At 70.9% G+C, this 22,438-nt stretch carries 22 protein-coding genes; 17 read left to right on the top strand and 5 right to left on the bottom strand.

All coding sequences use genetic code 11. The features are described from left to right. Positions 1 to 257 precede the first annotated feature (257 nt). From OG496_RS48265 to OG496_RS48245, 5 genes are all read left to right on the top strand, one after another. Positions 258 to 1,544: an ABC transporter substrate-binding protein gene (locus OG496_RS48265; protein ID WP_405975412.1), complete on the top strand. Its 1,287-nt coding sequence runs from the start codon at positions 258 to 260 to the stop codon at positions 1,542 to 1,544. Position 1,545: 1 nt separating this feature from the next. Continuing rightward, positions 1,546 to 2,562: a carbohydrate ABC transporter permease gene (locus OG496_RS48260; protein WP_405975411.1), complete on the top strand. Its 1,017-nt coding sequence runs from the start codon at positions 1,546 to 1,548 to the stop codon at positions 2,560 to 2,562. Next, positions 2,552 to 3,424: a carbohydrate ABC transporter permease gene (locus OG496_RS48255; RefSeq protein WP_327399511.1), complete on the top strand. Its 873-nt coding sequence runs from the start codon at positions 2,552 to 2,554 to the stop codon at positions 3,422 to 3,424. Before OG496_RS48260 ends, OG496_RS48255 begins: the two co-directional genes overlap by 11 nt. A 311-nt stretch (positions 3,425 to 3,735) precedes the next feature. After that, the gene (locus OG496_RS48250) at positions 3,736 to 5,049 is read left to right on the top strand and encodes an MFS transporter (protein WP_366491725.1); all 1,314 of its coding nucleotides are present in this window, start codon (positions 3,736 to 3,738) and stop codon (positions 5,047 to 5,049) included. Between the two features lie 61 nt (positions 5,050 to 5,110). Next, positions 5,111 to 6,484, top strand: a complete 1,374-nt coding sequence (locus OG496_RS48245; RefSeq protein ID WP_405975410.1) for a Fic family protein — start codon at positions 5,111 to 5,113, stop codon at positions 6,482 to 6,484. 13 nt (positions 6,485 to 6,497) lie between these two features. Here OG496_RS48245 and OG496_RS48240 read toward each other — a convergent pair whose 3' ends face one another. Together OG496_RS48240 and OG496_RS48235 are read right to left on the bottom strand one after the other, a co-directional pair. Further along, positions 6,498 to 7,757: a glucarate dehydratase family protein gene (locus OG496_RS48240; RefSeq protein ID WP_405975409.1), complete on the bottom strand. Its 1,260-nt coding sequence runs from the start codon at positions 7,755 to 7,757 to the stop codon at positions 6,498 to 6,500. A 78-nt stretch (positions 7,758 to 7,835) separates the two neighbouring features. Continuing rightward, the gene (locus OG496_RS48235) at positions 7,836 to 9,224 is read right to left on the bottom strand and encodes a glycoside hydrolase family 43 protein (protein ID WP_405975408.1); all 1,389 of its coding nucleotides are present in this window, start codon (positions 9,222 to 9,224) and stop codon (positions 7,836 to 7,838) included. Between the two features lie 248 nt (positions 9,225 to 9,472). Here OG496_RS48235 and OG496_RS48230 point away from each other — a divergent pair, with 248 nt between their 5' ends. From OG496_RS48230 to OG496_RS48215, 4 genes are all read left to right on the top strand, one after another. After that, on the top strand, positions 9,473 to 10,894 hold the full coding sequence (locus tag OG496_RS48230; RefSeq protein WP_405975407.1) for an amidase: 1,422 nt from the start codon (positions 9,473 to 9,475) through the stop codon (positions 10,892 to 10,894). 26 nt (positions 10,895 to 10,920) lie between these two features. Further along, the gene (locus OG496_RS48225; RefSeq protein ID WP_234444330.1) at positions 10,921 to 11,139 is read left to right on the top strand and encodes a hypothetical protein; all 219 of its coding nucleotides are present in this window, start codon (positions 10,921 to 10,923) and stop codon (positions 11,137 to 11,139) included. Positions 11,140 to 11,282: 143 nt separating this feature from the next. Continuing rightward, positions 11,283 to 12,770 (top strand): SPFH domain-containing protein, encoded by a 1,488-nt coding sequence (locus tag OG496_RS48220; RefSeq protein ID WP_366491730.1) that lies wholly within the window; start codon positions 11,283 to 11,285, stop codon positions 12,768 to 12,770. A 56-nt stretch (positions 12,771 to 12,826) separates the two neighbouring features. After that, the gene (locus tag OG496_RS48215; RefSeq protein WP_019057621.1) at positions 12,827 to 13,273 is read left to right on the top strand and encodes a type II toxin-antitoxin system PemK/MazF family toxin; all 447 of its coding nucleotides are present in this window, start codon (positions 12,827 to 12,829) and stop codon (positions 13,271 to 13,273) included. A 27-nt stretch (positions 13,274 to 13,300) separates the two neighbouring features. On the opposite strand, the gene OG496_RS48210 is transcribed toward OG496_RS48215, so the two are convergent. Then, positions 13,301 to 14,125 (bottom strand): TIGR02452 family protein, encoded by an 825-nt coding sequence (locus OG496_RS48210; protein ID WP_405975406.1) that lies wholly within the window; start codon positions 14,123 to 14,125, stop codon positions 13,301 to 13,303. Between the two features lie 280 nt (positions 14,126 to 14,405). On the opposite strand from OG496_RS48210, the gene egtA reads away from it, so the two are divergent. The 5 genes from egtA to OG496_RS48185 all read left to right on the top strand — a co-directional run bounded on the left by egtA (position 14,406) and on the right by OG496_RS48185 (position 19,112). Next, on the top strand, positions 14,406 to 15,716 hold the full coding sequence (egtA, locus tag OG496_RS48205) for an ergothioneine biosynthesis glutamate--cysteine ligase EgtA (protein ID WP_366491732.1): 1,311 nt from the start codon (positions 14,406 to 14,408) through the stop codon (positions 15,714 to 15,716). Then, positions 15,713 to 17,065, top strand: a complete 1,353-nt coding sequence (gene egtB / locus OG496_RS48200; protein ID WP_405975405.1) for an ergothioneine biosynthesis protein EgtB — start codon at positions 15,713 to 15,715, stop codon at positions 17,063 to 17,065. Before egtA ends, egtB begins: the two co-directional genes overlap by 4 nt. Continuing rightward, positions 17,065 to 17,844: an ergothioneine biosynthesis protein EgtC gene (gene egtC / locus OG496_RS48195; protein ID WP_405975404.1), complete on the top strand. Its 780-nt coding sequence runs from the start codon at positions 17,065 to 17,067 to the stop codon at positions 17,842 to 17,844. The genes egtB and egtC overlap by 1 nt, the downstream gene beginning before the upstream one ends. Further along, a complete protein-coding gene (gene egtD, locus OG496_RS48190; RefSeq protein WP_405975403.1) occupies positions 17,841 to 18,803 on the top strand; it encodes an L-histidine N(alpha)-methyltransferase in 963 nt (320 codons plus the stop codon). The genes egtC and egtD overlap by 4 nt, the downstream gene beginning before the upstream one ends. 93 nt (positions 18,804 to 18,896) lie before the next feature. Beyond that, on the top strand, positions 18,897 to 19,112 hold the full coding sequence (locus tag OG496_RS48185; protein ID WP_019057614.1) for a dodecin: 216 nt from the start codon (positions 18,897 to 18,899) through the stop codon (positions 19,110 to 19,112). A gap of 21 nt (positions 19,113 to 19,133) precedes the next feature. On the opposite strand, the gene OG496_RS48180 is transcribed toward OG496_RS48185, so the two are convergent. After that, a complete protein-coding gene (locus OG496_RS48180; protein WP_405975402.1) occupies positions 19,134 to 19,628 on the bottom strand; it encodes a hypothetical protein in 495 nt (164 codons plus the stop codon). A gap of 68 nt (positions 19,629 to 19,696) precedes the next feature. Here OG496_RS48180 and OG496_RS48175 point away from each other — a divergent pair, with 68 nt between their 5' ends. From OG496_RS48175 to OG496_RS48165, 3 genes are all read left to right on the top strand, one after another. Then, positions 19,697 to 20,119, top strand: a complete 423-nt coding sequence (locus OG496_RS48175; protein WP_318020478.1) for a (2Fe-2S) ferredoxin domain-containing protein — start codon at positions 19,697 to 19,699, stop codon at positions 20,117 to 20,119. Between the two features lie 88 nt (positions 20,120 to 20,207). Next, positions 20,208 to 20,378, top strand: coding sequence for a 50S ribosomal protein L32 (rpmF, locus tag OG496_RS48170; protein WP_405975401.1), 171 nt, complete (start codon positions 20,208 to 20,210; stop codon positions 20,376 to 20,378). 43 nt (positions 20,379 to 20,421) lie between these two features. After that, complete coding sequence (locus OG496_RS48165; RefSeq protein WP_405975400.1) at positions 20,422 to 21,417, top strand: LLM class flavin-dependent oxidoreductase; 996 nt, start codon at positions 20,422 to 20,424, stop codon at positions 21,415 to 21,417. On the opposite strand, the gene OG496_RS48160 is transcribed toward OG496_RS48165, so the two are convergent. After that, on the bottom strand, positions 21,407 to 22,429 hold the full coding sequence (locus OG496_RS48160) for an alcohol dehydrogenase (RefSeq protein ID WP_405975399.1): 1,023 nt from the start codon (positions 22,427 to 22,429) through the stop codon (positions 21,407 to 21,409). The two genes, OG496_RS48165 and OG496_RS48160, sit on opposite strands and share 11 nt — an antisense overlap. Between the last annotated feature and the right edge of the window lie 9 nt (positions 22,430 to 22,438).

Here is a 22,438-nt window from a genome sequence, read left to right as displayed (position 1 = left end):
CCTCTCCGGCGATCCGTAGAAAGCGCCAACACAACTACCGTGCACGTCCCTTGACACTGGTTTTCGGCCGCCTCGATACTCGACGGCAACGTTCACGTGAACGTTCACGACCCCCACGTAACCGCCTGGTTTCGCGCCGCCCGATGTCGGACCACCCCCCTCTCATCGACCGTCGTCGACGTCCTCGCCTCTCCCCCCCTCCTCCCCCGGCCGTGGCATGTCCGGAAAGTGAGTGCGCGCCCATGGAATTCCGAACGATGTCCCGCAGACGACTGCTGGGGGCCTCCCTCGGCGGTGCGGGTGCCGCCCTGTTGGGCCTGTCGGGGTGCGGGAGCTCCGACGGCTCCGTCTCCGCGGGCACCGACCACCTGAGCATCTGGTACTGGAACGGCGCCCTGAGCGACAAGCTCCTCGCCGTCTCCGCCCGCGGTGTGCCCGGCGTACCGGGGCTGAAGGTGAAGGGTTCGCCGATCGCCGGCGACTACAAGTCGAAGCTGCGCACCAGCATGGCGGCCCGGGCGTACGTGCCGGACCTGGCCTGCGCGAACTCCGACGTCTCGGTGTTCTTCCCGGACGAGGAGGAGTTCCTCGACCTGAAGAAACTCGGCGCCGGGGCCCTGGAGGACCAGTACCTCAACTGGAAGTGGAGGAGCGGGATCAGTCCGAGCGGGCGGATGATCGGCTTCCCGCTCGATGCCGGTCCGACCGCGCTCTACTACCGCCGGGACCTGTTCGAGAAGGCGGGCCTGCCCACCGAACCGGCGGACGTCGCGGAGGCGACCGCGACCTGGGACAAGTACCTCGCGCTCGGCCGGACGCTCAAGTCCAGGGCGCCCGGCAGGCCGTTCCTGGTCTCCCAGATCAGCTACGTCTTCCGGATGGCCCTCTACCAGAGCCCGAAGCAGTTCGTGGACGCCGACAACCGCTTCATCGGCGACCAGCAACACGTCAAGCGGGCCTGGGACTTGGCGGTGGAGACCTACCGACAGGGGCTCAGCGCCCGGGTGTTGGACAGCACGCCCGACTACAACGCGGCCATGGGCCGCGGCAAAGTCGCCTCGATGATCACGGCGGTGTGGGCCATCGGCGGACTCAAGGACGTGGCGCCGAAGACCTCCGGGGCCTGGCGGCTGACGGCACTGCCCGGCGGTCCGACGAACTACGGCGGGTCGTACGTGACCATCACCCGCTACTGCCGTGACCCCGAGGGCGCGTTCGCCTATCTGAAGTGGCTGCTCGGGCCGGAGAACCAGCTGAAGAGCTATCAGGAGATGGCCCTGTTCCCCACCACCCCGGCCGCGTACAGCAGGCCGGCGATGCGCAGGCCCGACCCCTTCTTCGGCGGCCAGATACCTGTCGACGTCTTCGGCCCGGCCGCGGAGAAGGCCCCGGTCATCTTCTTCAGCCCCTACGAGGACATCTGCAACACCCCCGTCTTCCAGGAGCTGACCAACGTGGAGACCCTCGGCAAGAACCCCGACAAGGCATGGCGGGACGCCATGAACGCCTGTGAGCGGACGCTGTCGCAGCAGGGGGTGAGCTGAGATGGCGACCGTGACGGGAGCGGCGCAGGCGCCCGCGGCCGGAACCGGGGCCAAGGCGGCCCGGGGCGCCAACACCGGTGCCCCACGCGGGCGTTGGCGGCGGCACGTGCCGCCGTATCTCGCGATCTCGCCGTACTACGTGCTCTTCGCGGTGTTCGGCGCGTTCCCGGTGGGGTTCTCGCTGTACCTGTCCTTCCAGGACTGGGACGGCATCGGTGACATGCGGTACGTGGGGCTCCAGCAGTACCGCTGGCTGCTGCACGACTCGGTGTTCTGGCACTCGATCCTCAACACCTTCGAGATCTGGTTCATGTCGACGGTGCCGATGCTGTTCCTGGCCCTGGTCATCGCGTTCCTGCTGAACGCGCAGGTGCGCCACGCCACCGCCTACCGGGTCGCGTACTTCATTCCGAACGTGACCTCGATGGTCGCCATGACCATCGTCTTCGGCTCGGTCTTCGCCCAAGCGGGCCTGGCCAACTCGCTGTTGAAGGCGATCGGGGTGGACGGCGTCAACTGGCTGACGTCCTCCCTCGGCATCAAGTCGGCGATCTCCCTCATGATCATCTGGCGGTGGGTCGGCTACAACGCGCTGATCTTCCTGGCGGGCCTCCAGGCCATCCCCACCGAGCTGTTCGAGGCCGCGCGGGTCGACGGGGCGAGCAGCCGGCAGACCCTTTTCCGGGTGCTGGTACCGCAGTTGAGGCCGGTGATCCTCTTCGCGGTCATCACGTCCACCATCAACGGCCTGCAGATCTTCACCGAGTCGCAGGTGCTCTTCTACTCGGACGACCCCGGCACCACCGGCGGACCGGGCCAGGAGGGTCTGACCATCGTGCTCTATCTCTGGCAGAGGGCCTTCAACGACCACCAGTTCGGCTACGGCGCGGCGATCGGCTGGTCCCTGTTCGCGATCATCGCGCTGTTCGCGATCATCAACTGGCGGCTGGTGTCCGGCTCCGGGCGCGACGACCGTCCCCGTATCTCCTGGCGCAAGGGAGCCCGCAATGGCCGCTGACCGGACGACCGCCGTCGGTGCGGGACTCGCCATCGGCTCCGGCAGCAGGCGCTCCCGTGTCGCTGTGCGGGTGTTGCTGCTGCTCGGTGTGCTGGTGTCCCTGTTCCCCTTCTACTGGCTCGTGGTGATGGCCTCGATCACCACCCAGGAGATCCTCCGGTTCCCGCCCCGGCTGGTGCCGGGCACCCATCTCCTGGAGAACATGCGGCAGGTGATCCACCGGATCGATTTCTTCGGTTCGCTGTTCAACACCGTCGTCGTCTCGGTGGCGGGCACGGTACTGGTGCTGTTCTTCGACTCCCTTGCCGCGTTCGCCTTCGCCAAGTACGAGTTCCCGGCACGGAAGCTGCTGTTCGGCATCCTGTTGGCGACCTACATGATTCCCGGCCAGCTCTCGCTCGTGCCCCAGTTCGTCACCATGGCCGACTTCGGCTGGGCCGGTTCGCTCAAGGCCCTCGTGATACCCGGGGCGGCCAACGCGTTCGGAATCTTCTGGATGCGGCAGTATGCCCAGAACTCACTGCCCGACGAACTCCTCGACGCCGGGCGGATCGACGGGGCCGGTTTCTTCCGCCTCTACTGGCAGGTGGCCCTGCCGCTGTTCCGGCCGGCGCTCGCCTTCCTCGGCATCTTCACGTTCATCCAGCTCTGGAACGACTACATCTGGCCCCTGGTCGTGCTGGTCAACCCCGACCGGCTCACCCTCCAGGTCGCCCTGGCCAACCTCAACGTGGCCTACAACACCGACTACGCCGTGGTGATGGCAGGCGCCCTGATGAGTGTGATCCCGCTGATCGTGGTGTTCCTCGTCGGCGCCCGGCACTTCCTGCGCGACCTGGCCGCGGGCGCCACGAAGATGTGACCCGAAGGCGGGACCCGAAGACGTGACGGGAAACGCCGTGAATGCCTCGCCTCCCCGTGCCCTAATTGCGACAAAGTGGCTTTCTTTTCGCCTTCTGTCTTCCGGGTACGGGGAGGTGCGGCGTACGCCTTGAGGAGATGTCCGCACCGGATATGCCAAATCTCAATTGACTGCGCTATATTTCACGCCTCAACTCCCTTCGCCCATAGGCGTTTTCCTCCTCTCCCCGCCTCCTGCGAATTCTTTTCGCCCCTGGTCGGTACCAACCGTTTCCCCCTCCGTGATACGCCTCACCGAAAGCTTTCCATTCCGTGGCCATCACCCTGCACGAGGACCGGCCGCCCGCCGGTCGCCATGCAGCCGTTCCGTCCGGCAGCCTGTTCCGACGGATCTACGCACCGCGCACCAGCGACGCCCTGGCGTTCTCCATGTCGACGTACGCCATGCCGCTGCTGGTCCTGGCGATCACCCGGTCCTCGTCGCTGACGGGCCTGGCGTTCGCCCTGGAGTGGACGCCGCGGATCGCCGCGTTCGTGCTGGCGGGCAATGTGGTGGACCGGCGCGGCGCGGCGATCGTGTGTTTCCTCGCCTCGCTGCTGCGGGCCCTGGTGCTCGCGGGGGCGGCCGTGGCGCTGGTGATGCTGCCGCGCGGCACCGCGGAGACGGTGACCGTGCTGGTGCTGGCCGCGGTGACCGGCACCCTCACCCAGTTCAGCTTCGTCGCGAACGAGGCCGTGGGGGCGATCGTCACCCGGCGGGCGGAGAACCGGCCGCACGGAGTGCAGTCGGTGCTCATCGGCATCGACCAGACCGCGATGCTCGTCGGCCCCCTGCTCGCGGGTTTCCTGCTGCTGGTCGGCCCGGGCTGGATGCTCGGCTGTCTGACCGGCCTGTCCCTGCTGGCTGCTGTGCTCGGGCTCCAGACCCCGCCCACCCCGCTGCGCGCCGGACGGCCGGTCGGCGAACGCACCCCGGGCAGTCTGCGGACCGGGCTGCGCATGCTGCGCAAACTGCCCGCCCTGCGCTGGCTGGTGGCGGGCCTGGCCTGCTCCAACCTCGCCCTCGGTCTGCTCCAGTCCGCGAGCCCGATCATCGTGGTCGAGAACTTCGGCCGCTCCTCCGCCGACGTCGGCACCCTGTGGTCCGCCGCGGCCGCCGCGACCCTCCTCGCGGTCACCTGCTGCCGGCTCGCCCTGAGCCGCGTGGACCTGTGGGGCGTGGGAGTCGTCTGCGCGACGTTCGCCTCCGCGGCCTGTCTCGCCCTGCCCCAAGCCCCGTCCTACGCCGCCTACATGGTCCTCATCGCGCTGTTCATGGCGGGCGACGGCGGCCTCACCGTCGTCCTGCGCACCCTGCGCTCGCTGGTCATCCCCGCCACGGCCTTCGGCACCACGCTCTCCCTGACCATGCTGCTCCTGCTGCTGCCCTTCCCGGTGGCCGGCATCCTCGTCGCCGTCACCCCGCCGACCCACCTCGACACGGTCGTCCTGTGCTGCGCCCTCGTCCAGGCGGCCGCCCTGGCCATCACCTTCGTACGGCTGCGCAACGAGCCGACACTACGCGCGTCCGCCCACGTGCCACCCCACTCCATGCTCCCCAACGAGCCGTCGACGACAGCACGTTGACGTTCGGCGGCCTGCGGAAATCCGGTTGAACGCACGCCGGGCGGGTGTGCAGGCTTGCGCGGTGTTGAAAGACCTGAACCCGAGGACTCTGAGCTGGGACGAGGTGGATCCCGCCCGTCATCCCTTCGACAGCGGGTCCGCGGCACAGACGATCCGCCTGCTCGGACCGGCCCTGCGGACACCGACCCGCCCCGACGCTTCCGCCGGCCGTCCCACGACCCGCGACTGGAACTGGGACGTGGCGAGGCCCTGGACCGACGCCATGTCGTACGCCCTCGCCGAGCGCTACGGCGGCTGGGCCGTGGGCTGGCGATGGGCCCACGACGAGGGAGACTTCGACGGCGGACCGGTCGGGAGCTGGTGCTGTCCCTCGCACTCGGTCGACACACCGGAGGAGACCCTGGACCGGGTGGTCGCCGGGCTGTGCGAGTGGCGCGACTGGCTGGAGCGGCTCGCCGACCTGTTCGAGGCGTATCCGCTGGACCTTGCCGCCGTGGCGGACCAGCGGATCCTGTGGGAGTGCGCGGCCAGGAACCTGATCTTCCAGGTCATCGACCGCACCGGCTCCGGCAGCGGCTGGTACGGGCACTGCCGTCAGGTGCTCGGCTGGTTCCTCCACCGATGGAACGTCGACCCCCAGGTCGCGGACGAGTTGGTCGACGAGGCGATCGGCGGGCGGTTCCACAGCTGGACCGGCCCCGACCGGGTGCTCGTCGACGACATCGCGGAGCGGCTCGTGCGATCGCTGCGGCCCGACGACGCGGTGCGCCCCGCCGCCGGACCGCCGCCGGACCAGCTGCGGAGCTGGCTCGCGCTGCGCGAGGACGTGAGGTGGGAGGAGGTGCCGGACGGCGGCGGGGACGGGCCGGTGATCCCGGCCCGTGATGGCGCGGCGGAGTCCATACGTACCTTCGACAGCGCCGTGGACACGGCGCGCGGGGAGGGTCTGCTCGCCGCCCTGGAGCTGGTGCGGGCCGACGCGGCGCGCGACGCCCGGCTCGACTTCGAGCTGCTGCGCGGCTGGCAGCGGCACGTGCTGGGCACACCGCGACCACCGTCGTTCCGTACCCTGCCGGCCTTCGCGAAGGGCGGCCGGGAGCGCTACGGCATCGGCCCTGACACCCGCGAACGCTTGGACGCCTGTCTGGCCGGGAGCGCGGCGGATGGTGCCCGGCCCCTTCCGTTGACCGCCCGCGCGGCCCGCGCCCATCTCGACGTCTGCTTCTTCCACCCCTTCGACGACGGCAACGCCCGGTCCGCCTTCCTGGCCCTTGTCTTCGTCCTCGCCCGTGAGGGCGTCGCCCTGGACGGGGTCGCCCTGATCCGCCACTTCAGCCTGCCGGCCGACGACCCGCAGAGCGGGGTGATCATGGCCCGGTACGTCGACACCCACCTCACGGAGACCCGCCGCCGTGCAGCCTCGCCCGGCGCCTAGACGACGGGCGAGCTCACCAACGCGGCAGTCTCAGCTCGTACTCGGGCCGGACCCGCCGCATGTACGCGGTGTCGTCCCGGCCGCGCACCCCCGAGTCGACGTAGAGCCGGTGCAGCCGGTCGAGGGCGTCGTGGTCGAGCTCCACGCCGAGGCCGGGACCGGTGGGGACCTCGACCGCGCCGTCACGCAGCTCCAGCACCCCGGGGACGATGACGTCGTCGGCCGAGTTCCACGGGTAGTGCGTGTCGCAGGAGTGGTCGAGGTTGGGGATGGCCGCCGCGACATGGGTCATGGCGGCGAGGCTGATGCCCAGGTGCGAGTTGGAGTGCATGGACAGTCCGAGCCCGAACACCTCGCAGACGACGGCCAGTTCGCGGGTCCGGCGCAGCCCGCCCCAGTAGTGGTGGTCGGTGAGGAGGACCTGGATCGCACGCTGCTCGATCGCGGGCCGCAGATGCTCCCAGGCGATCACGCACATGTTGGTGGCCAGCGGGAGCGGTGACTCCTTCGCGACCCGCGCCATGCCGGGGATGGTGGCGGTCGGGTCCTCCAAGTACTCCAGCACACCGTCCAGTTGGCCGGCCACGTACGTGGATGTCTCCACCGTCCAGGCCGTGTTGGGGTCCAGCCGCAGCGGCTGCCCCGGGAAGGCCTCGGCCAGTGCCCTGATCGCGGCGATCTCCTCGTCGGGCGGGAAGACACCGCCCTTCAGCTTGAACGACCGGAAGCCGTACCGCTGTTGCATCAGCCGGGCCTGCTCGACGATCCCGGCCGGGTCCAGCGCCTCGTCCCAGTCGTCGCCCACCGCGGGCCTGCCGTCGAGGGCGGGGTGTTCGGCCCACTTGTAGAAGAGATATGCGGCGAAGGGCACGGCGTCGCGGACCTTGCCGCCGAGCAGGTCGCTGACCGGGCGTCCGAGCAGCTTGCCCTGTGCGTCGAGACAGGCCACCTCCACCGCCGAACTGGTCCAGCCGCGTTCGTGGGAGCTGGGGACGGCCGGCAGCAGGGCGGCGTCGATCGCGGCGACGAGGGCCGTCGTGTCGAAGACGTCCATCCCTACGACGACCTTCGCCGCCGCCTCAAGTCGCTCCAGCCGGACCGTGCCGCCCGTGGACTCGCCGAGGCCCACCGTGCCGTCCTCCAGCACGAGTTGGAGGACGGACCGCAGGGCCAGCGGCTCGTGGACGCCGTTCGAGTTGAGGAGGGGCGGGTCGCGGAAGGCGATCGGGGTGACGATCAGCTCGCGTATCCGTGTCGCTGCCGTACTGCTCATGCGCCCAGCGCCTCCAGGCCATGGCTGATCAATGTCGTTCGCATCCTGCCCCGTTCCGGCGGATCACAGTCATGTGTCTCAGGCCCAGGCCGTCACGGGCACGAACGAACTGTCCGTCCGGAAGAGGTCCGTGCCGTCCGTCGGGTCCACCCGCAGTTGGTAGTTGTAGTGGCGGAGGTAGTAGCCGGGGTAGTTGTACGACTCGAAGCGCAGCGCACCCGTGGTGGCGCCCGTCCGGGCGTAGAACGTGGCGTCCCCGGCGAAGGTCGCCGTGCCGTCGTTCGCGTCGAACCGGCCCCGGAAGTCGTAGTGGCGCAGGTAGTTGCCGGCCGAGTCCCGGAAGGAGAAGCCGGTCGCGTCGGCGAGGCCGGCGACGACGGTGAACGTGGACGCCTGCTTCAGGGCGGTGGTGCTGGAGCTGGTCACCACCGGCAGGTTGAGCAGCGAGGACACCTCCTGCCAGTAGCGGGTGGTGTAGTTGGCGGACTGGAAGGAGCGGGTGACGCCGGTCGCGAGGCTCGGGCCGCCGGACACCGTCTCCTTGATGACCGTGAAGTGGCGCGCCGTACCGGAGAGCGTGGTCAGCGCGGTCGGCGCGGACCAGGTGGCGAAGGTGTCGTAGCTGTCGCTGTAGTAGTAGGTGCCGTCGCCGTAGCCGTCGAAGAAGATCCGCCAGCCGCCGTTGTCGAGCTGCACCACTGAGGGGCCTTCGCGGTAGCTGCCCCAGCCGGCCCAGTCGCCGGTCTTCGAGATCGTGTAGGGGCCGGTGAGGCTGGTGGCGGTGCCGTACTCGATGTACTTCGCCGTCTCGTTCTTGGTGAACGCGTGGTAGGTCGAGCCGATCCGCACGATGTACGTGTCGATGTGGTTGGAGCCGATGCCGGACAGGGCGACCGGTGAACTCCACGCCGTCAGCGCGGAGTTGGACGCCTTCAGCCGGTACGGCGTGAAGATCCACTCGTCGTCGGTGGTCGAGCAGGACACGATGACGTTGACACTGCCGTCGCTGTCCACGAACCACTCGGGCGCCCACGCGCGCGACAGGTTGGTGATCGGGACCGTGTAGTCGTACAGGAACGTCCAGTCGACCCGGTCGGCGCTGCGGGCGAAGCCGATGGTGGTGCTGACGTCCTCCCAGGTGTGGGTGGTGTACGTCAGGTAGTAGTAGCCGTCGGTGTGCTTGAACACGCTCGCGTCGCGGATGCGGTTGCTCGGCGGGGTGTAGGCGGAGGCCTGGACGAGGCGGAAGTCGGTGGCGTCGTCGGACTGGTAGACGTTGACGGTGCCGTCGTCGCTGTTGAGGAACGGGACGATCGTGTACCGGGTGGCGTAGCCGCTCGACGGTGCGGCGGCCAGGGCCGTGCCCAGCAGCCCGGGGGCCTCGCCCAGGACGAGCGCCGAGGCCGGCAGGACGGCCAGCGCGCGCAGCAGGGTACGGCGGGACGGCGCGGGGGGACGTGTGGTCACGGGCGGCTCTCCCGGAGACTCGGACGTTCGCCATGTCGAACGCGGTTCGTGAATTCGGTCAGAAGGTAGGGGTGGGGCAGGAACACGTCAATGGTTTGCGCAATGCTGGATGATCTCTGTGGGACGTCTGTGGCGTACGGCCGGTGCGCGGCCAATCGTCCACGCCACGCGGGAAGTTGCCGCATCCGCAGCACACCGCCCGCCCGAACGTTACCGTTCGGTAGACCACGCGCTTCCGGAGGTGCCGTATGACGCCCGACCGTTCCGCAGGCCTGGCCGAGTCCGCCCGTGCGCTGGCCGCCGGGGAGGTGACCGCGCGCGCCCTGACCGAGGAGGCCCTGGCCCGGATCGAGTCGACTCAGGCCTCCCTGAACGCCTTTCGGATCGTACGGCGGGAAGCGGCACTCGCCGAGGCCGAGGCGGCGGACAGGGAACTGGCCGCCGGAGTGCGCAGACCGCTCCTCGGCGTGCCGGTCGCCGTCAAGGACGACATGGACGTGGCGGGCGAACCGACCGCGTTCGGCTGCCGGGGCGAGTTCCCTCCGGCGACCGAGGACGGGGAGGCGGTACGACGGCTGCGGGCGGCCGGTGCCGTCATCGTCGGGAAGACGAACACCTGCGAGTTCGGGCAGTGGCCGTTCACCGAGGGGCCCGCGTTCGGCGCGACCCGCAACCCGTGGAACTCCCTTCATACGCCCGGGGGTTCGTCCGGTGGATCGGCGGCGGCGGTCGCCGCGGGGCTGGTCCCGGCCGCGCTCGGCTCGGACGGCGCCGGTTCGGTGCGCATCCCCGCCTCCTGGACCCACCTCATCGGCGTCAAGCCGCAGCGCGGCCGCATCTCGACCTGGCCGCGCGGCGAGTCCTTCCAGGGCATCACGGTCAACGGCACCCTCGCCCGTACGGTCGCGGACGCGGCCCTGCTCCTGGACGCGGCGAGCGGCAACCACGCGGGGGACCTGCACCGCCCGCCTGCGCTCACCCTGTCGGAGGCGGTCGGCCGCGACCCCGGCCGACTGCGCATCGCCCTCTCCCTGAAGCCGCCGTTCACCGCACTGCCCGCCCGGCTGCGACCGGAAGTGCGGGCTCGGATCCTCGAACTCGCCGAGCGGCTGGCCCAGTTGGGCCACACGGTCGTGGAGGACGATCCGCCGTACGGGCAGATCGGGCTGACCTTCCTCCCTCGCGCCACGGCCGGGATCGCCGAGCGGGTCCGCGAGGCTCCGCACCCCGAACTCCTCGATCCCCGCACCCTGGAGGCCGCGCGCCTGGGCCGACGGCTCGGCGGGGCCGCGCTGCGGGCGGCGCGACGCGCGGAGGCGACCCTGCACGACCGGTTCGGGGCGTTCTTCGGGAGGTACGACCTGGTCCTCGCGCCGACAACTGCCGCTCCCCCGCCCCTCGTCGGCGCGATGCTCGACCTGGGCGGCCTGGCCACCGACCGCGCGATGGTCGCCGCCTGCCCGTACGCCTGGCCGTGGAACATCCTCGGCTGGCCCGGCGTCAACGTCCCCGCGGGTTTCGTGGCGGGCGGACTCCCGGTCGGCGCCCAGCTGTTGGGCCCGTCGAACAGCGAGCCTCTTCTGCTGTCCCTGGCCGCGCAGTTGGAGGCGGACCTGCGCTGGCACGAGAGGTGGCCGGAGCCGGTCATCGTGGATTCCCCGGCGGCATAGGCGGGTTGGGCCCGTACCCTGTGACCATGCAGGATGCGTCGATGGTCGGGCTGATGGGGCGGGTCACCGGGACGGTCGGGCCCGGGCTCGTCGGCGAGGTGATCGTCCGGGTGCGCGGGGGCGCCGAGCACTTCCTCGCGTACGCCGCCACCGGCACGGACCGGATCGAGCGGGGGACCGTGGTGATGGTGGTGGAGTACCTGCCGCCGAGGACGGTCTACGTCACGCAGGCATACGACAGTTGAGCTGCCTCCTTCGCAGGTGAGAGCTGTCCAGGGGCGTATGCGTCAAGATTGCAACAAGGATCCGTCAGCGTCTGTACCCCGGTGTCGCGCAGGCGCACACTCCCTTCGTTCGGTGCCGAAAGGGCACCATCAAAAGGGGGCGTATGCCGATGGTCATCGGCGTCGTAGCGGGGGTGGCGGTTCTCGCCGTTCTCGTACTGATCGGTCTGTTCAAGTCGATGTGGCGGGTCGCGGAGCCCAACGAGGCACTCATCATCTCGGGTTCCAAGCACCGCACCGAAGGCCTTGAAGAGGGCATGGGGTTCCGCATCGTCACGGGGCGCGGCACGCTGGTAGTGCCGGGTGTGCAGGCGGTGCGCAAGATCTCGCTGGACCTCAACGAGACCGAGCTGCACGTGGATTGTGTGACCACGCAGGGCATTCCGCTCAAGGTGCGGGGCGTGGTCATCTTCAAGGTCGGCGACGACTTCGTGTCGATCGCCAACGCGGGACGTCGTTTCCTCGACCAGCAGAAGATGATGTCGGAGCGGGTGCACAACGTGTTCGCCGGTCATCTCCGGTCCATCGTGGGCGGGTTGACGGTCGAGGACATGATCCGCGACCGGGAGAAGCTGACGGGGCAGACCCGTGCCGCGTGCGGTACGGAGATGGAGAAACTGGGTCTGATCGTGGACTCGCTGCAGATCCACGAGATCGAGGACCCGACCGGGTACATCAAGAACCTCGCGATGCCGCACGCCGCCGCCGTACAGCGGGACGCGCGCATCGCGCAGGCCGAGGCGAACCGGCTGGCCACCGAGGCCGAACAGAAGGCCGCGGCACGGATGTCGGAGGCCACCCGGGACAGCGAGATCCTCCAGGCCGGCTACCAGGCCGAGCGCGACAAGGCGGCGGCGAAGGCCCGACAGGCCGGACCCCTCGCAGATGCCGCCGCCCGGCAGGACGTCGTCGTCCAGGAGACCCGGATCGCCGAACTCGACGCCCTGCGCCGGGAACAGCAGCTCCAGGCGGACGTCCGCAAGCCCGCGGACGCCCAGGCGTACGAGACCCGGGCCCGCGCCGAGGCCGAGCGCGACGCACGGATCTCCGCGGCCCAAGCCAAGGCCAAGGAGACCGAGTTGGCGGCCACGGCCGAGGCGAGCCGGATCAAGACGGCCGCGATCGCCGAGGCCGAGGCGACCCAGGCACGGGGTGCGGCCGCCGCGACGGCCACCAGGGCCACCGGTGAGGCCGAGGCCGCCGCCGCCCAGGCGAAGGGTCTGGCCGCCGCCGAGGCGACCCGGGCCCAGGGTCTCGCCGAGGCGGAGGCCATCAAGGCGCGGGCCGCCGCCCTCGCCGAGAACCAGGAGGCCGTGGTCGCGCAGCAACTCGCCGAGAACTGGCCGGAGATCGTGAAGGCCGGCGCGTCCGCGTTCGGCAGCATCGACAACATGGTGGTCCTCAACGGGGCCGACGGCATGGCGGAGATGCTCGCCAAGGCACTCACGATGGGCGGCACGGGCCTCGGTCTGGCCCGCCAGCTGCTCTCCTCGATGAACCAGAACGGACCGACCCCGAACGGGACTTCGGCCCTGAACGGAGTCACGGCACCGCCGTCGCAGAAGGTGCCGGTGGAGAAGGACGAGAAGTGATCGTCTGACGGACGCCCGGCGTCCGAGGTCACGGAGGCACGTTCTAAGGTGCCTCCGTGACCGCCTTTACCGATGAGAACGTTCCGGGCCGCTTCGGCCCCTCCGCCACGACCGAGGCCGACCCGCGTGAGGTCGGCAAGGTCCGTACCGAGTACTCCCCCGCGCACGACGGCGACCCCGACCCCGGCGAGATCGTCTGGACCTGGGTGCCCTTCGAAGAGAACGACGGCCGGGGCAAGGACCGCCCGGTCCTCGTCGTGGCCCGTGAGCCCGGCGGGACCCTGCTCGCCGTCCAGCTGTCCAGCAAGCGCCACGACGGCGACCGCGAGTGGGTGGCGATCGGCAGCGGCCCGTGGGACAAGTCCGGCCGCGACTCGTGGGTCGACGTGGACCGCGTCCTGCGCCTCCACGAGGACGGCATGCGCCGCGAGGCGTGCGCGATCGACCAGATGCGCTTCAACCTCGTCCGGCACCGCCTGCACGAGCGCTACGGCTGGACCTGAGCGGCCCGTACGGCCTGATCTGAGGGGCTAGCTCTGGAGCTGGCGCTCCGGAAAGGCCCGTACGAACGCGTCCCGGACCGTCGCACCCGGTGTGCGGTCCAGGACGCCGAACACCACGTGCTCGAAGGCCGAGGCGAACCGTCCGCCCGGCCCGAGCAGGGCGTGGAAGGCGCCCGCGACCTGCGCCGGGTCGTTCTGGAACACCCCGCAGCCCCAGGCGCCCAGGACCAGCCGCCGGTAACCGTGCAGGGCGGCCGTCTCCAGCACCCGCTCCGCCCGCACGGCGATGGCGTCCGGCAGGTCGGCCGCGCGCTCGGGTGCCGTGCGCAGGACGACCCCCGCGTTCGGTGCGGCGGCGGTCAGGAATCCGGCGGTGTACGGCTCGTCCAGGAGGCGGCCCTTGTCGTCGCGGAAGACGGGGACGGCTGGTGAGTGGATGACCCGGTCCGTGTAGAACGGGTCGCGGTGGGCGCGGTGGTGGTCGTAGAAACCGCGGGCTTCGAGCAGGCACGTGTACAGCGCGGAGGCGCGGCACAGGGCCTCTTCCTGGGCCTGCGCGCCCTTGAGGAAACCGCCGCCCGGGTTGCGGGCGGAGGCGAAGTTCAGGACGGCGACCGGGCCGGTGAGCCGGCGGGCGGCCTCCAGGCTGCTCTCGCCGGTGACCTCGAAGAGCGTCTCCGTGGGCGAGAACGGCGGTATCCGCACCGGTTCCGGTCCGTACAGGCGCGTGCCCGCGCGGGCCGCCTCGGTCTCGGCGGCGATGGACACCTCGCGTCCGTCCGCCGTGCGGTATCCCCCGGCCGCGACGATCTGCTCGGTCTGCTGCGCGATACCGCGCAGGCGCGCGCTCATGGCATAACCCCCGTGTACGCCATGGGCGCGCGCCCCGCGATCTCCCCCGTGTTCTCCCCCGTCGTGCTCATACCTGCATCCTGAGCGATGCTGGTCGTGCGGTGCAACGGAGTTTCCGGGCTCCGCGAACGGCCGGAGAACCGGAGATTACCGATCCCGAACGTGCCGATACGCACCCTTGTGCGACGCGGCACGAGGGTCTTGGGTGGTACGAGTGTGCCGACCCGGGCCCAACCGAAACCGGGCCGGTGGCATGGTGGAATCTCAGGAGGATCCCGACATGTCCGATACGGCAAGTGACTGTAGCGACTGTACGGAGCCCCGTACCGCGGTCACCGAACCCGAGGTGGAGGCCCTGGTCAGGGGCATCTGCTTCAAGACCGGTCCGCCCCGAACGCTCGGGGTCGAAGTGGAATGGCTCGTCCACGAGCTGCGCCTGCCGCAGCTCCCCGTGACACCCGAACGACTCGAAGCGGCCTACGCCGCTTTGAAGACCGTGCCTCTGAGGTCGGCGCTCACCGTCGAGCCCGGCGGCCAGCTGGAACTCAGCTCGTCGCCCGCCGCCTCCCTGATGGAGTGCATCGGTTCCGTCTCCGAAGACCTCGACGCCGTCCGCGCGGTGCTGCGCCGCGACGGCCTGGGACTGGTCGGTGTCGGCCACGATCCCTGGCACCCGCCGCGCCGGTTCCTGCACGAGCCGCGCTACGACGCCATGGAGCGCTGCCTCGACCGCACCGGCCCAGCGGGCCGCCGCATGATGTGCACCTCGGCGTCCGTGCAGGTGTGCCTGGACGCCGGCCACGAGGAGCCCGGGCCGCTCGGCCTCGGGCGGCGCTGGTGGCTGGCGCACCAGCTGGGCGCGGTCCTGGTGGCCGCGTTCGCCAACTCCCCGCTGGTCGGCCGCAGCCCCACCGGCTGGCGCTCGACCCGGCAGCTGATCTGGATGGAGATCGGCCCCGGCCGCGCGGGCGGTCCGACCCTGGACGCGCAGCCGCGCGACGCCTGGACCGATCACGTCCTGGACTCGCCGGTGATGTGCATACGGCAGGACAGCGGCCCGTGGGAGGTCCCGGAGGAGCTGACGTTCCGGGAGTGGATCAGGTCGGGGGCGCCCAGGCCGCCGACCCGTGAGGATCTCGACTACCACGTCTCGACGCTGTTCCCGCCGGTCAGACCGCGTGGCCATCTCGAACTGCGCATGATCGACGCGCAGCCCGGGGACGACGGCTGGATCGTGCCGCTGGCCGTGACGACGGCGCTGTTCGACGACCCCGAGGCCGCCGAGACCGCCTACCGGGCCGTGAAGCCGCTGGCCGAACGGACCCAGGGGCTGCCCGCGCCGCACAATCCGCTGTGGATCGACGCGGCCCGCTACGGACTGTCCGACCCGGAGCTGCAGGAGGTCGCCCTCGTCTGCTTCGCGGCAGCCCTGGAGGCCCTGCCCCGGCTGGGCGCGACCGCCGGGGTCACGGACGCCGTCCGCGCGTACTTCGACCGCTATGTCGTCCGGGGCCGCTGCCCCGCCGACGATCTGCTCGACCGCGTGCGTGGCACGGACAGCCGCCCGCACGGGAAGGACATCCGCACATGACCGACGCCGACATCGCCGCTGACACCGGCGCCGACACCTCCGCTGACATCGATATCGAGGCGCTCAGGCAACGGGCGTTGACCACCCTCACCACGGCCCGGGACCGCACCACGCTCCTCACGAGCTGTGTGGACGAGCCCGAACTCACCGCCCAGGTCTCGCCGTTGATGTCCCCGCTGGTCTGGGACCTCGCGCACATCGGCAACCAGGAAGAACTGTGGCTGCTGCGCGCCGTCGGCGGCCGGGACGCGATGCGGCCCGACATCGACGGCCTCTACGACGCGTTCGAGCACCCGCGCTCCGAACGCCCCTCGCTGCCACTGCTGCCGCCCGCGGAGGCCCGGCAGTACGCGGCCGAGGTGCGCGGCCGGGTGACGGACGTACTGGAGAGCCACGCCTTCCGCGGGACCCGGCTCACCGACATGGGCTTCGCCTTCGGGATGGTCGCCCAGCACGAACAGCAGCACGACGAGACGATGCTGATCACCCATCAGCTCCGCACGGGCCCGCAGGCGCTGACCGCCCCGGACCCGGAGCCCGTCCCGCTGTTCACCGGCCCGTCCGAAGTCCTCGTCCCCGGTGGCCCGTTCACGATGGGCACCTCCACCGAACCATGGGCGCTGGACAACGAACGGCCCGCGCACCGGCGGGAGGTGGCCCCGTTCCACATCGACACGACACCGGTGACGAACGGCGCTTATCTGGCGTTCATCGAGGACGGCGGCTACGACGACCCGCGCTGGTGGACGAAGGAGGGCTGGGCGCACGTCCGCCGCAACTCCCTTACGGCGCCGGAGTTCTGGCGCCGGGAGGCGGGCCAGTGGCTGCGGCGCCGGTTCGGCGTCACCGAGGCCGTGCCGCCGAACGAGCCGGTGGTGCACGTCTGTTGGTACGAGGCCGATGCCTACGCCCGCTGGGCCGGACGCCGGCTGCCCACCGAGGCCGAATGGGAGAAGGCGGCCCGCCACGACCCGACGGCCGACCGCTCGATGCGCTACCCGTGGGGCGACGCCGACCCGGCACCCGAGCACGCCAACCTCGGCCAACGGCACCTGCGCCCGGCCCCCGCCGGCAGCTATCCGGCGGGCGAATCACCGCTGGGCGTACGCCAGTTGATCGGTGACGTGTGGGAGTGGACGTCGAGCGACTTCCTGCCGTACCCGGGCTTCAAGGCGTTCCCGTACAAGGAGTACTCGGAGGTGTTCTTCGGCCCCGAGTACAAGGTGCTGCGGGGCGGTTCGTTCGCGGTGGACGAGGTGGCCTGCCGGGGTACCTTCCGCAACTGGGACTACCCGATCCGGCGGCAGATCTTCTCCGGCTTCCGCACCGCCCGCTCGGGGGCCGTCTGATGTGCCGTCACCTGGCGTACCTGGGACCCGAGGAGCCGCTCGGCCGGCTCCTCGTGGACCCTGCGCACAGCCTGTACCGCCAGTCCTGGGAGCCTCGGCGGCAGCGGCACGGGACGGTCAACGCCGATGGTTTCGGGGTGGGTTGGTACGCGGAGGGCGACCCGGTGCCGGGCCGCTACCGGCGCGCCGTGCCCATCTGGGGCGACCAGTCCTTCGCCGACCTGGCCCGCGTGGTCCGCTCCGGGGCGCTGCTGGCCGCCGTACGGGACGCGACGTTCGCGGGTGCGGACGGGGAGGCCGCGGCGGCGCCGTTCGCCGCGGGACCCTGGCTGTTCAGCCACAACGGTGCCGTCACCGGCTGGCCGCGGACACTGGCGGCCCTGGCCCAACGCCTGCCGCCGGTGGACCTGTTGTCGCTCGATGCCCGCTGCGACTCGGCGTTCGTGTGGGCGCTGGTCCTGAACCGGCTCCGGGCGGGCGACGAGGAGGGCCAGGCGCTGGCCGACACGGTGACAGAGGTCGCTCATGCGGCCCCCGGTTCCCGCCTCAACCTCCTTCTCACCGACGGCGAGACGATCGCCGCCACCGCCTGGGGCGACACCCTCTGGTACCTCTCGGAGCCCGGCCGCCGCACGGTCGTGGCCTCCGAGCCCTACGACGACGACCCGCACTGGCAGGAGGCCCCCGACCGCACCTTGCTCACCGCAACCCGCACCGAGGTCCTCCTCACCCCCCTGAAGGACCTAGCACCCGCACCGTCGAAGGAGCCCCGCACGTGAGCCCGTTCCTTCTCACCCGCACCCTCCCCGAGGACGCCACCGACGCGGCCCTGCGCGCCGACGTCCTGGAGGGCCTCACCAGCACCCCGAAGACCCTCCCGCCGAAGTGGTTCTACGACGCCCACGGCAGCGAACTCTTCGAGCAGATCACCGAGTTGCCCGAGTACTACCCCACGCGCGCCGAGCGGGAGATCCTCGTCGACCGGGCCGGCGAGATCGCCGCCGCGACCGGCGCCCGCACCCTCGTCGAGCTGGGCTCCGGGTCCTCGGACAAGACACGTCACCTGCTGGACGCGCTCACCGGCCTGGCCGTGTACGTCCCCGTCGACGTCAGTGAGAGCGCGCTCACGCAGGCCGGGCACGCCCTCATCGAGGAGCGCCCGGGTCTCGACGTGCACGCCCTGATCGCCGACTTCACCGGCGACCTCACCCTGCCGGAGACACCGGGCCCGCGCCTGCTGGCGTTCCTCGGCGGCACGATCGGCAACCTGCTCCCGGCGGAACGCGCCACGTTCTTCGCCGGCCTGCGCTCACTCCTCTCCCCCGGCGACGCGCTGCTGCTCGGCACGGACCTGGTGAAGGACGAGCAGGTCCTGGTCAGGGCGTACGACGACGCGGCCGGGGTGACGGCCGCGTTCAACAAGAACGTCCTGACCGTGGTCGACCGCGAACTCGGCGCCGATTTCGACGCCGACGCCTTCGACCACGTAGCCCTCTGGGACACGGACAACGAGTGGATCGAGATGCGGCTGCGCTCCCGCACGGACCAGACCGTGAAGATCCCCGCGCTCGATCTCGCCGTCGACTTCACGGCCGGCGAGGAACTCCGCACCGAGATCTCGGCGAAGTTCCGCAAGGAGGGCGTGCGCAGCGAACTGGCGGCGACCGGGCTGGAGTTGGCCTACTGGTGGACCGACCGGGAAGGGCGTTTCGCGCTGTCACTGAGCGTGGTCCGCTGACGACCGGTGACGGGCCGTCTCGCGCACTGCCGCGCCTTGGGGCACGGTGGAGTAACGCGTGACGCGCCCGTCACGGCCGAGAGGAGTACCCGCATGTCCGAGCACACGTACCGGGTCACCGAGATCGTCGGCACCTCTCACGAGGGCATCGACCAGGCCATCCGCAACGGCGTCGCCCGCGCCGCGCAGACCCTGCGCAGCCTGGACTGGTTCGAGGTGACCCAGGTCAGGGGCCAGATCGAGAACGGGCAGATCGAGCACTTCCAGGTCGGCCTGAAGGTCGGCTTCCGCATCGAGGACGAGGACTGACCTCCGTAAGGACGAGAGCCCTCAGGTCCGCCCCTCCCCCTCCTGCGCCGCCTCCAGCGCGGCGGAGGGGGAGGTCCAGCGGGCCCGTACGACCCTGAAACCGGCCCGTTCGGCGTCGTCGCAGACCAGCTCGTCGTCGTCCACGAGGACCCGGATGTCGCGGTCGCGGGCGAGCTGCTTGAGTTTCTCCAGCTTGGTGCGCCGGGCGGGCCTGCGGTCGTCGTTGCGCCGCATGAAGGCCCGCCCCTCGGGCAGACCCTGCGCGGCTAGCCAGGCGAGCGTGTCGCGCCGGCAGCGTTCGGGCCGCCCGGTCAGATAGACGACCTCGCACTCCTCGGCGTACTCCAGCGCGAGCGCGACGCCCTCCGCCAACGGCGGGTCATGCGGCGCGGCACCGAAGAAGCCGTCCCAGTCGCGCGGCTTCCGCTCCAGGAACGGTTGCCGGTGCGCCGTGTCGGCGAGGGTGTTGTCGAGGTCGAACACGGCGAGCGGCGGGCGCTTGTTGTCGGCGGTCACCCGCCCACCCTAGACAGAGCCCGCACCCCGGCAACGACCGCCCGAGGCCCTGGCCTCATGCTTCTTGCATGTCTGCCGCCACTCCCGCCCCCCGTACGTTCCTGATCGGCGCCGCCCGCGAGCGGCCCTGCACCCTGGTCGTCTGCCGGGGCTGCTGCTGCGGCGACCCGCGCAAGCACCCCGGCACGGACCACGCCTGGCAGCTGGAACGGCTGCGCGCGGGTGCCGCCGAGCACGGTTTCGCCGTCCGTACGACGGACTGCCTTGGCCCCTGCGACCAGGCCAACGTGATCGTCGTCCAGCCGTCGGCCGCGGGGCGGCGGGCCGGTGGGCGGCCGACCTGGGTCGGGTTCGCGATGGACGACGACTGCACGGAGGAAGTGCTGGAGTGGGCGGCGGCGGGCGGGCCGGGCATAGCCGCGCCGCCGGTCACGCTTGAGCTGCAGTTCATCGACCCGCCCCGGGACGCCCGCGTCCGGTCCCGGCGCTGAGAACTGCGCACGCGACCCCCGATTACTAATGGGATCCATTTTCATATAGCGTCCTCGGTGCCCGCCCGCCCACCGAGGAGGAATCCCCATGGCCGTCCCCAAGCGGAAGATGTCCCGCAGCAACACCCGCCACCGCCGCGCCCAGTGGAAGGCCACGACGCCCACGTTCGTGCCGGTCACCGTCGACGGCGTACGCCACCTCGTCCCGCAGCGGCTGGCGAAGGCGTACGAGCGCGGGCTGCTGCGCCCCGGGGACTGACCTGCCGCGGGAATGCCGAGGTCTCCCGGGCGTTGACACTGATGTGAGTTCAGTGATCGCCTCGACCCCCTTCTCCGTCCTCGACCGGTCCCGCACCCGCGAGGGGCGTCCGCCCGCCGAGGCGCTGCGCGACACCGTGCGGCTGGCGCGGGAGGTCGAGGAGCTGGGTTATCACCGGTTCTGGGTGTCGGAGCACCATGGCGTGCCCGGGGTCGCCGGTTCCGCGCCGACCGTGCTGGCCGCCGCCGTCGCCTCGGCCACCCGGAGCATCCGGGTCGGGACGGGCGGGGTGATGCTGCCCAATCACCAACCCCTCGTCGTGGCCGAGCAGTTCGGGGTGCTGGAGTCGCTGTTCCCGGGCCGGATCGACATGGGCCTGGGCCGCTCGGTCGGCTTCACCGACGGTGTGCGCAAGGCGCTGGGCCGCGACAAGGACGACGCCGACGACTTCGCCGGACAGCTCGACGAACTCCTCGACTGGTTCCGGGGTACGTCACCCACCGGCGCGCACGCGCGGCCCTCCGAGGGCCTGAGCGTCCCGCCGTTCGTGCTCGCGATGGGCGAGGGCACCGACATCGCGGCCCGGGCCGGTCTGCCGATGGTGATCGGTGACCTCCGCAACCGCGACAAGATGCGGCGCGGCATCGACCACTACCGCGCCCGATTCCGCCCCTCCCCGTGGGCCGCGCGGCCGTACGTCGTCATCTCGGGCACGATCGCGGTGGCCGCCACCCCCGAGGCCGCCCGGCGCCTGCTCGTCCCGGAGGCCTGGTCGATGGCGTACTCGCGCACCCACGGCACCTTCCCGCCGCTGCCGCCCGCCGAACGCGTGGAGCAACTGCCCATGACCGACAAGGAGTTCGGCTTCTACGAGGCCGGGCTCGGCGGACAGCTCGCGGGCACCGAGGAACAGGTGGCCCACGAGCTGGAGACGGTGCTGAAGGAGACGGCGGCCGACGAGGTCCTCGTCACCACCAGCACCTACGACCGCGAAGCCCTGCTGGACTCCTACCGGCGGCTCGCCTCGCTCATGGCGTGAGCACCATCCGGAAGCGAGCGGCACCGGACAGCATCCGCTCGTAGGCCTCGCCGGCCTGGTCCAGGGGGACGGTCTCCACCATCGGGCGGATGGTGTGCAGGGCGCTGAAGGCCAGCGTGTCCTGCACGTCCTGCGCGGTGCCGGACGGATGACCCCGAACCACCTTGGCGCTCATGAGCAGTTGGAGCGGGCTGATCCCCAACGGCGCGGTGTCCGCTCCGATGACGACCAGCTCGCCGCGGGGCCGCAGCCCCTCCACGGTCGCCGTCGCGGCGTCGGCATTGCCCGCCGTGGCCAGGACGACCTTGGCGCCGCCGAGCGCCTTCAGCGCGTCCGCGACGTCGGTGTCCGCCGTGCTGTCCACATAGTGGTGCGCTCCCAACTGCTTGGCGAAGTCGGCCTTTTCGGCACCCCGCGCGATCGCCACGGTCTCGAATCCCATGGCCGCCGCGTACTGCACGCCCAGGTGACCGAGGCCACCGAGTCCGAGCACGGCGACCAGGTCGCCCGGCTTCGCGGAGCTGCGCCGCAGTCCGTTGAACGTGGTCACGCCCGCACACCCCATGGGCGCGGCGGCGCTCGCCGAGAGGCTGTCGGGGATCCGGGCGAGCGCGTCGACCGGCGCCACGGTCATCTCCGCGAAGCCTCCGTCGTAGGCCCAGCCGGGCACCTTCATGTTCTCGCAGACGATGAAGTCGCCCTGCCTGCACGGGGTGCAGTGGCCGCAGCTGCCGCCGAACCAGCCGACGGACACCCGGTCGCCGACCCGCCAGCCGCTGTCCGAGGCGCCCTCGCCGAGCGCGTCGATGCGCCCGGCGATCTCGTGCCCGGTGACGAGCGGGAACCGGACGCCCGGCACTCCGGCGTTCACGAAGAAGGTGTCGCTGTGGCAGATCCCGCAGGCCTCCACGGCGATCCGCACATGGCCCGGTCCCGGCTCCGGCACGTCCCGCTCGACGACCGTGAACTCGCCGCCGGCCGCGTCCACTTGCGCGACTCGATAACTGCTCATGCCTGTCTC

It is taken from the genome of Streptomyces sp. NBC_00988 (assembly GCF_045162645.1).
In the GTDB taxonomy this organism is placed as follows: Bacteria; Actinomycetota; Actinomycetes; order Streptomycetales; family Streptomycetaceae; genus Streptomyces.
The sequence above is the reverse complement of the archived record's forward strand: the minus strand, read 5'-3'. Positions and strand labels throughout refer to the sequence as shown.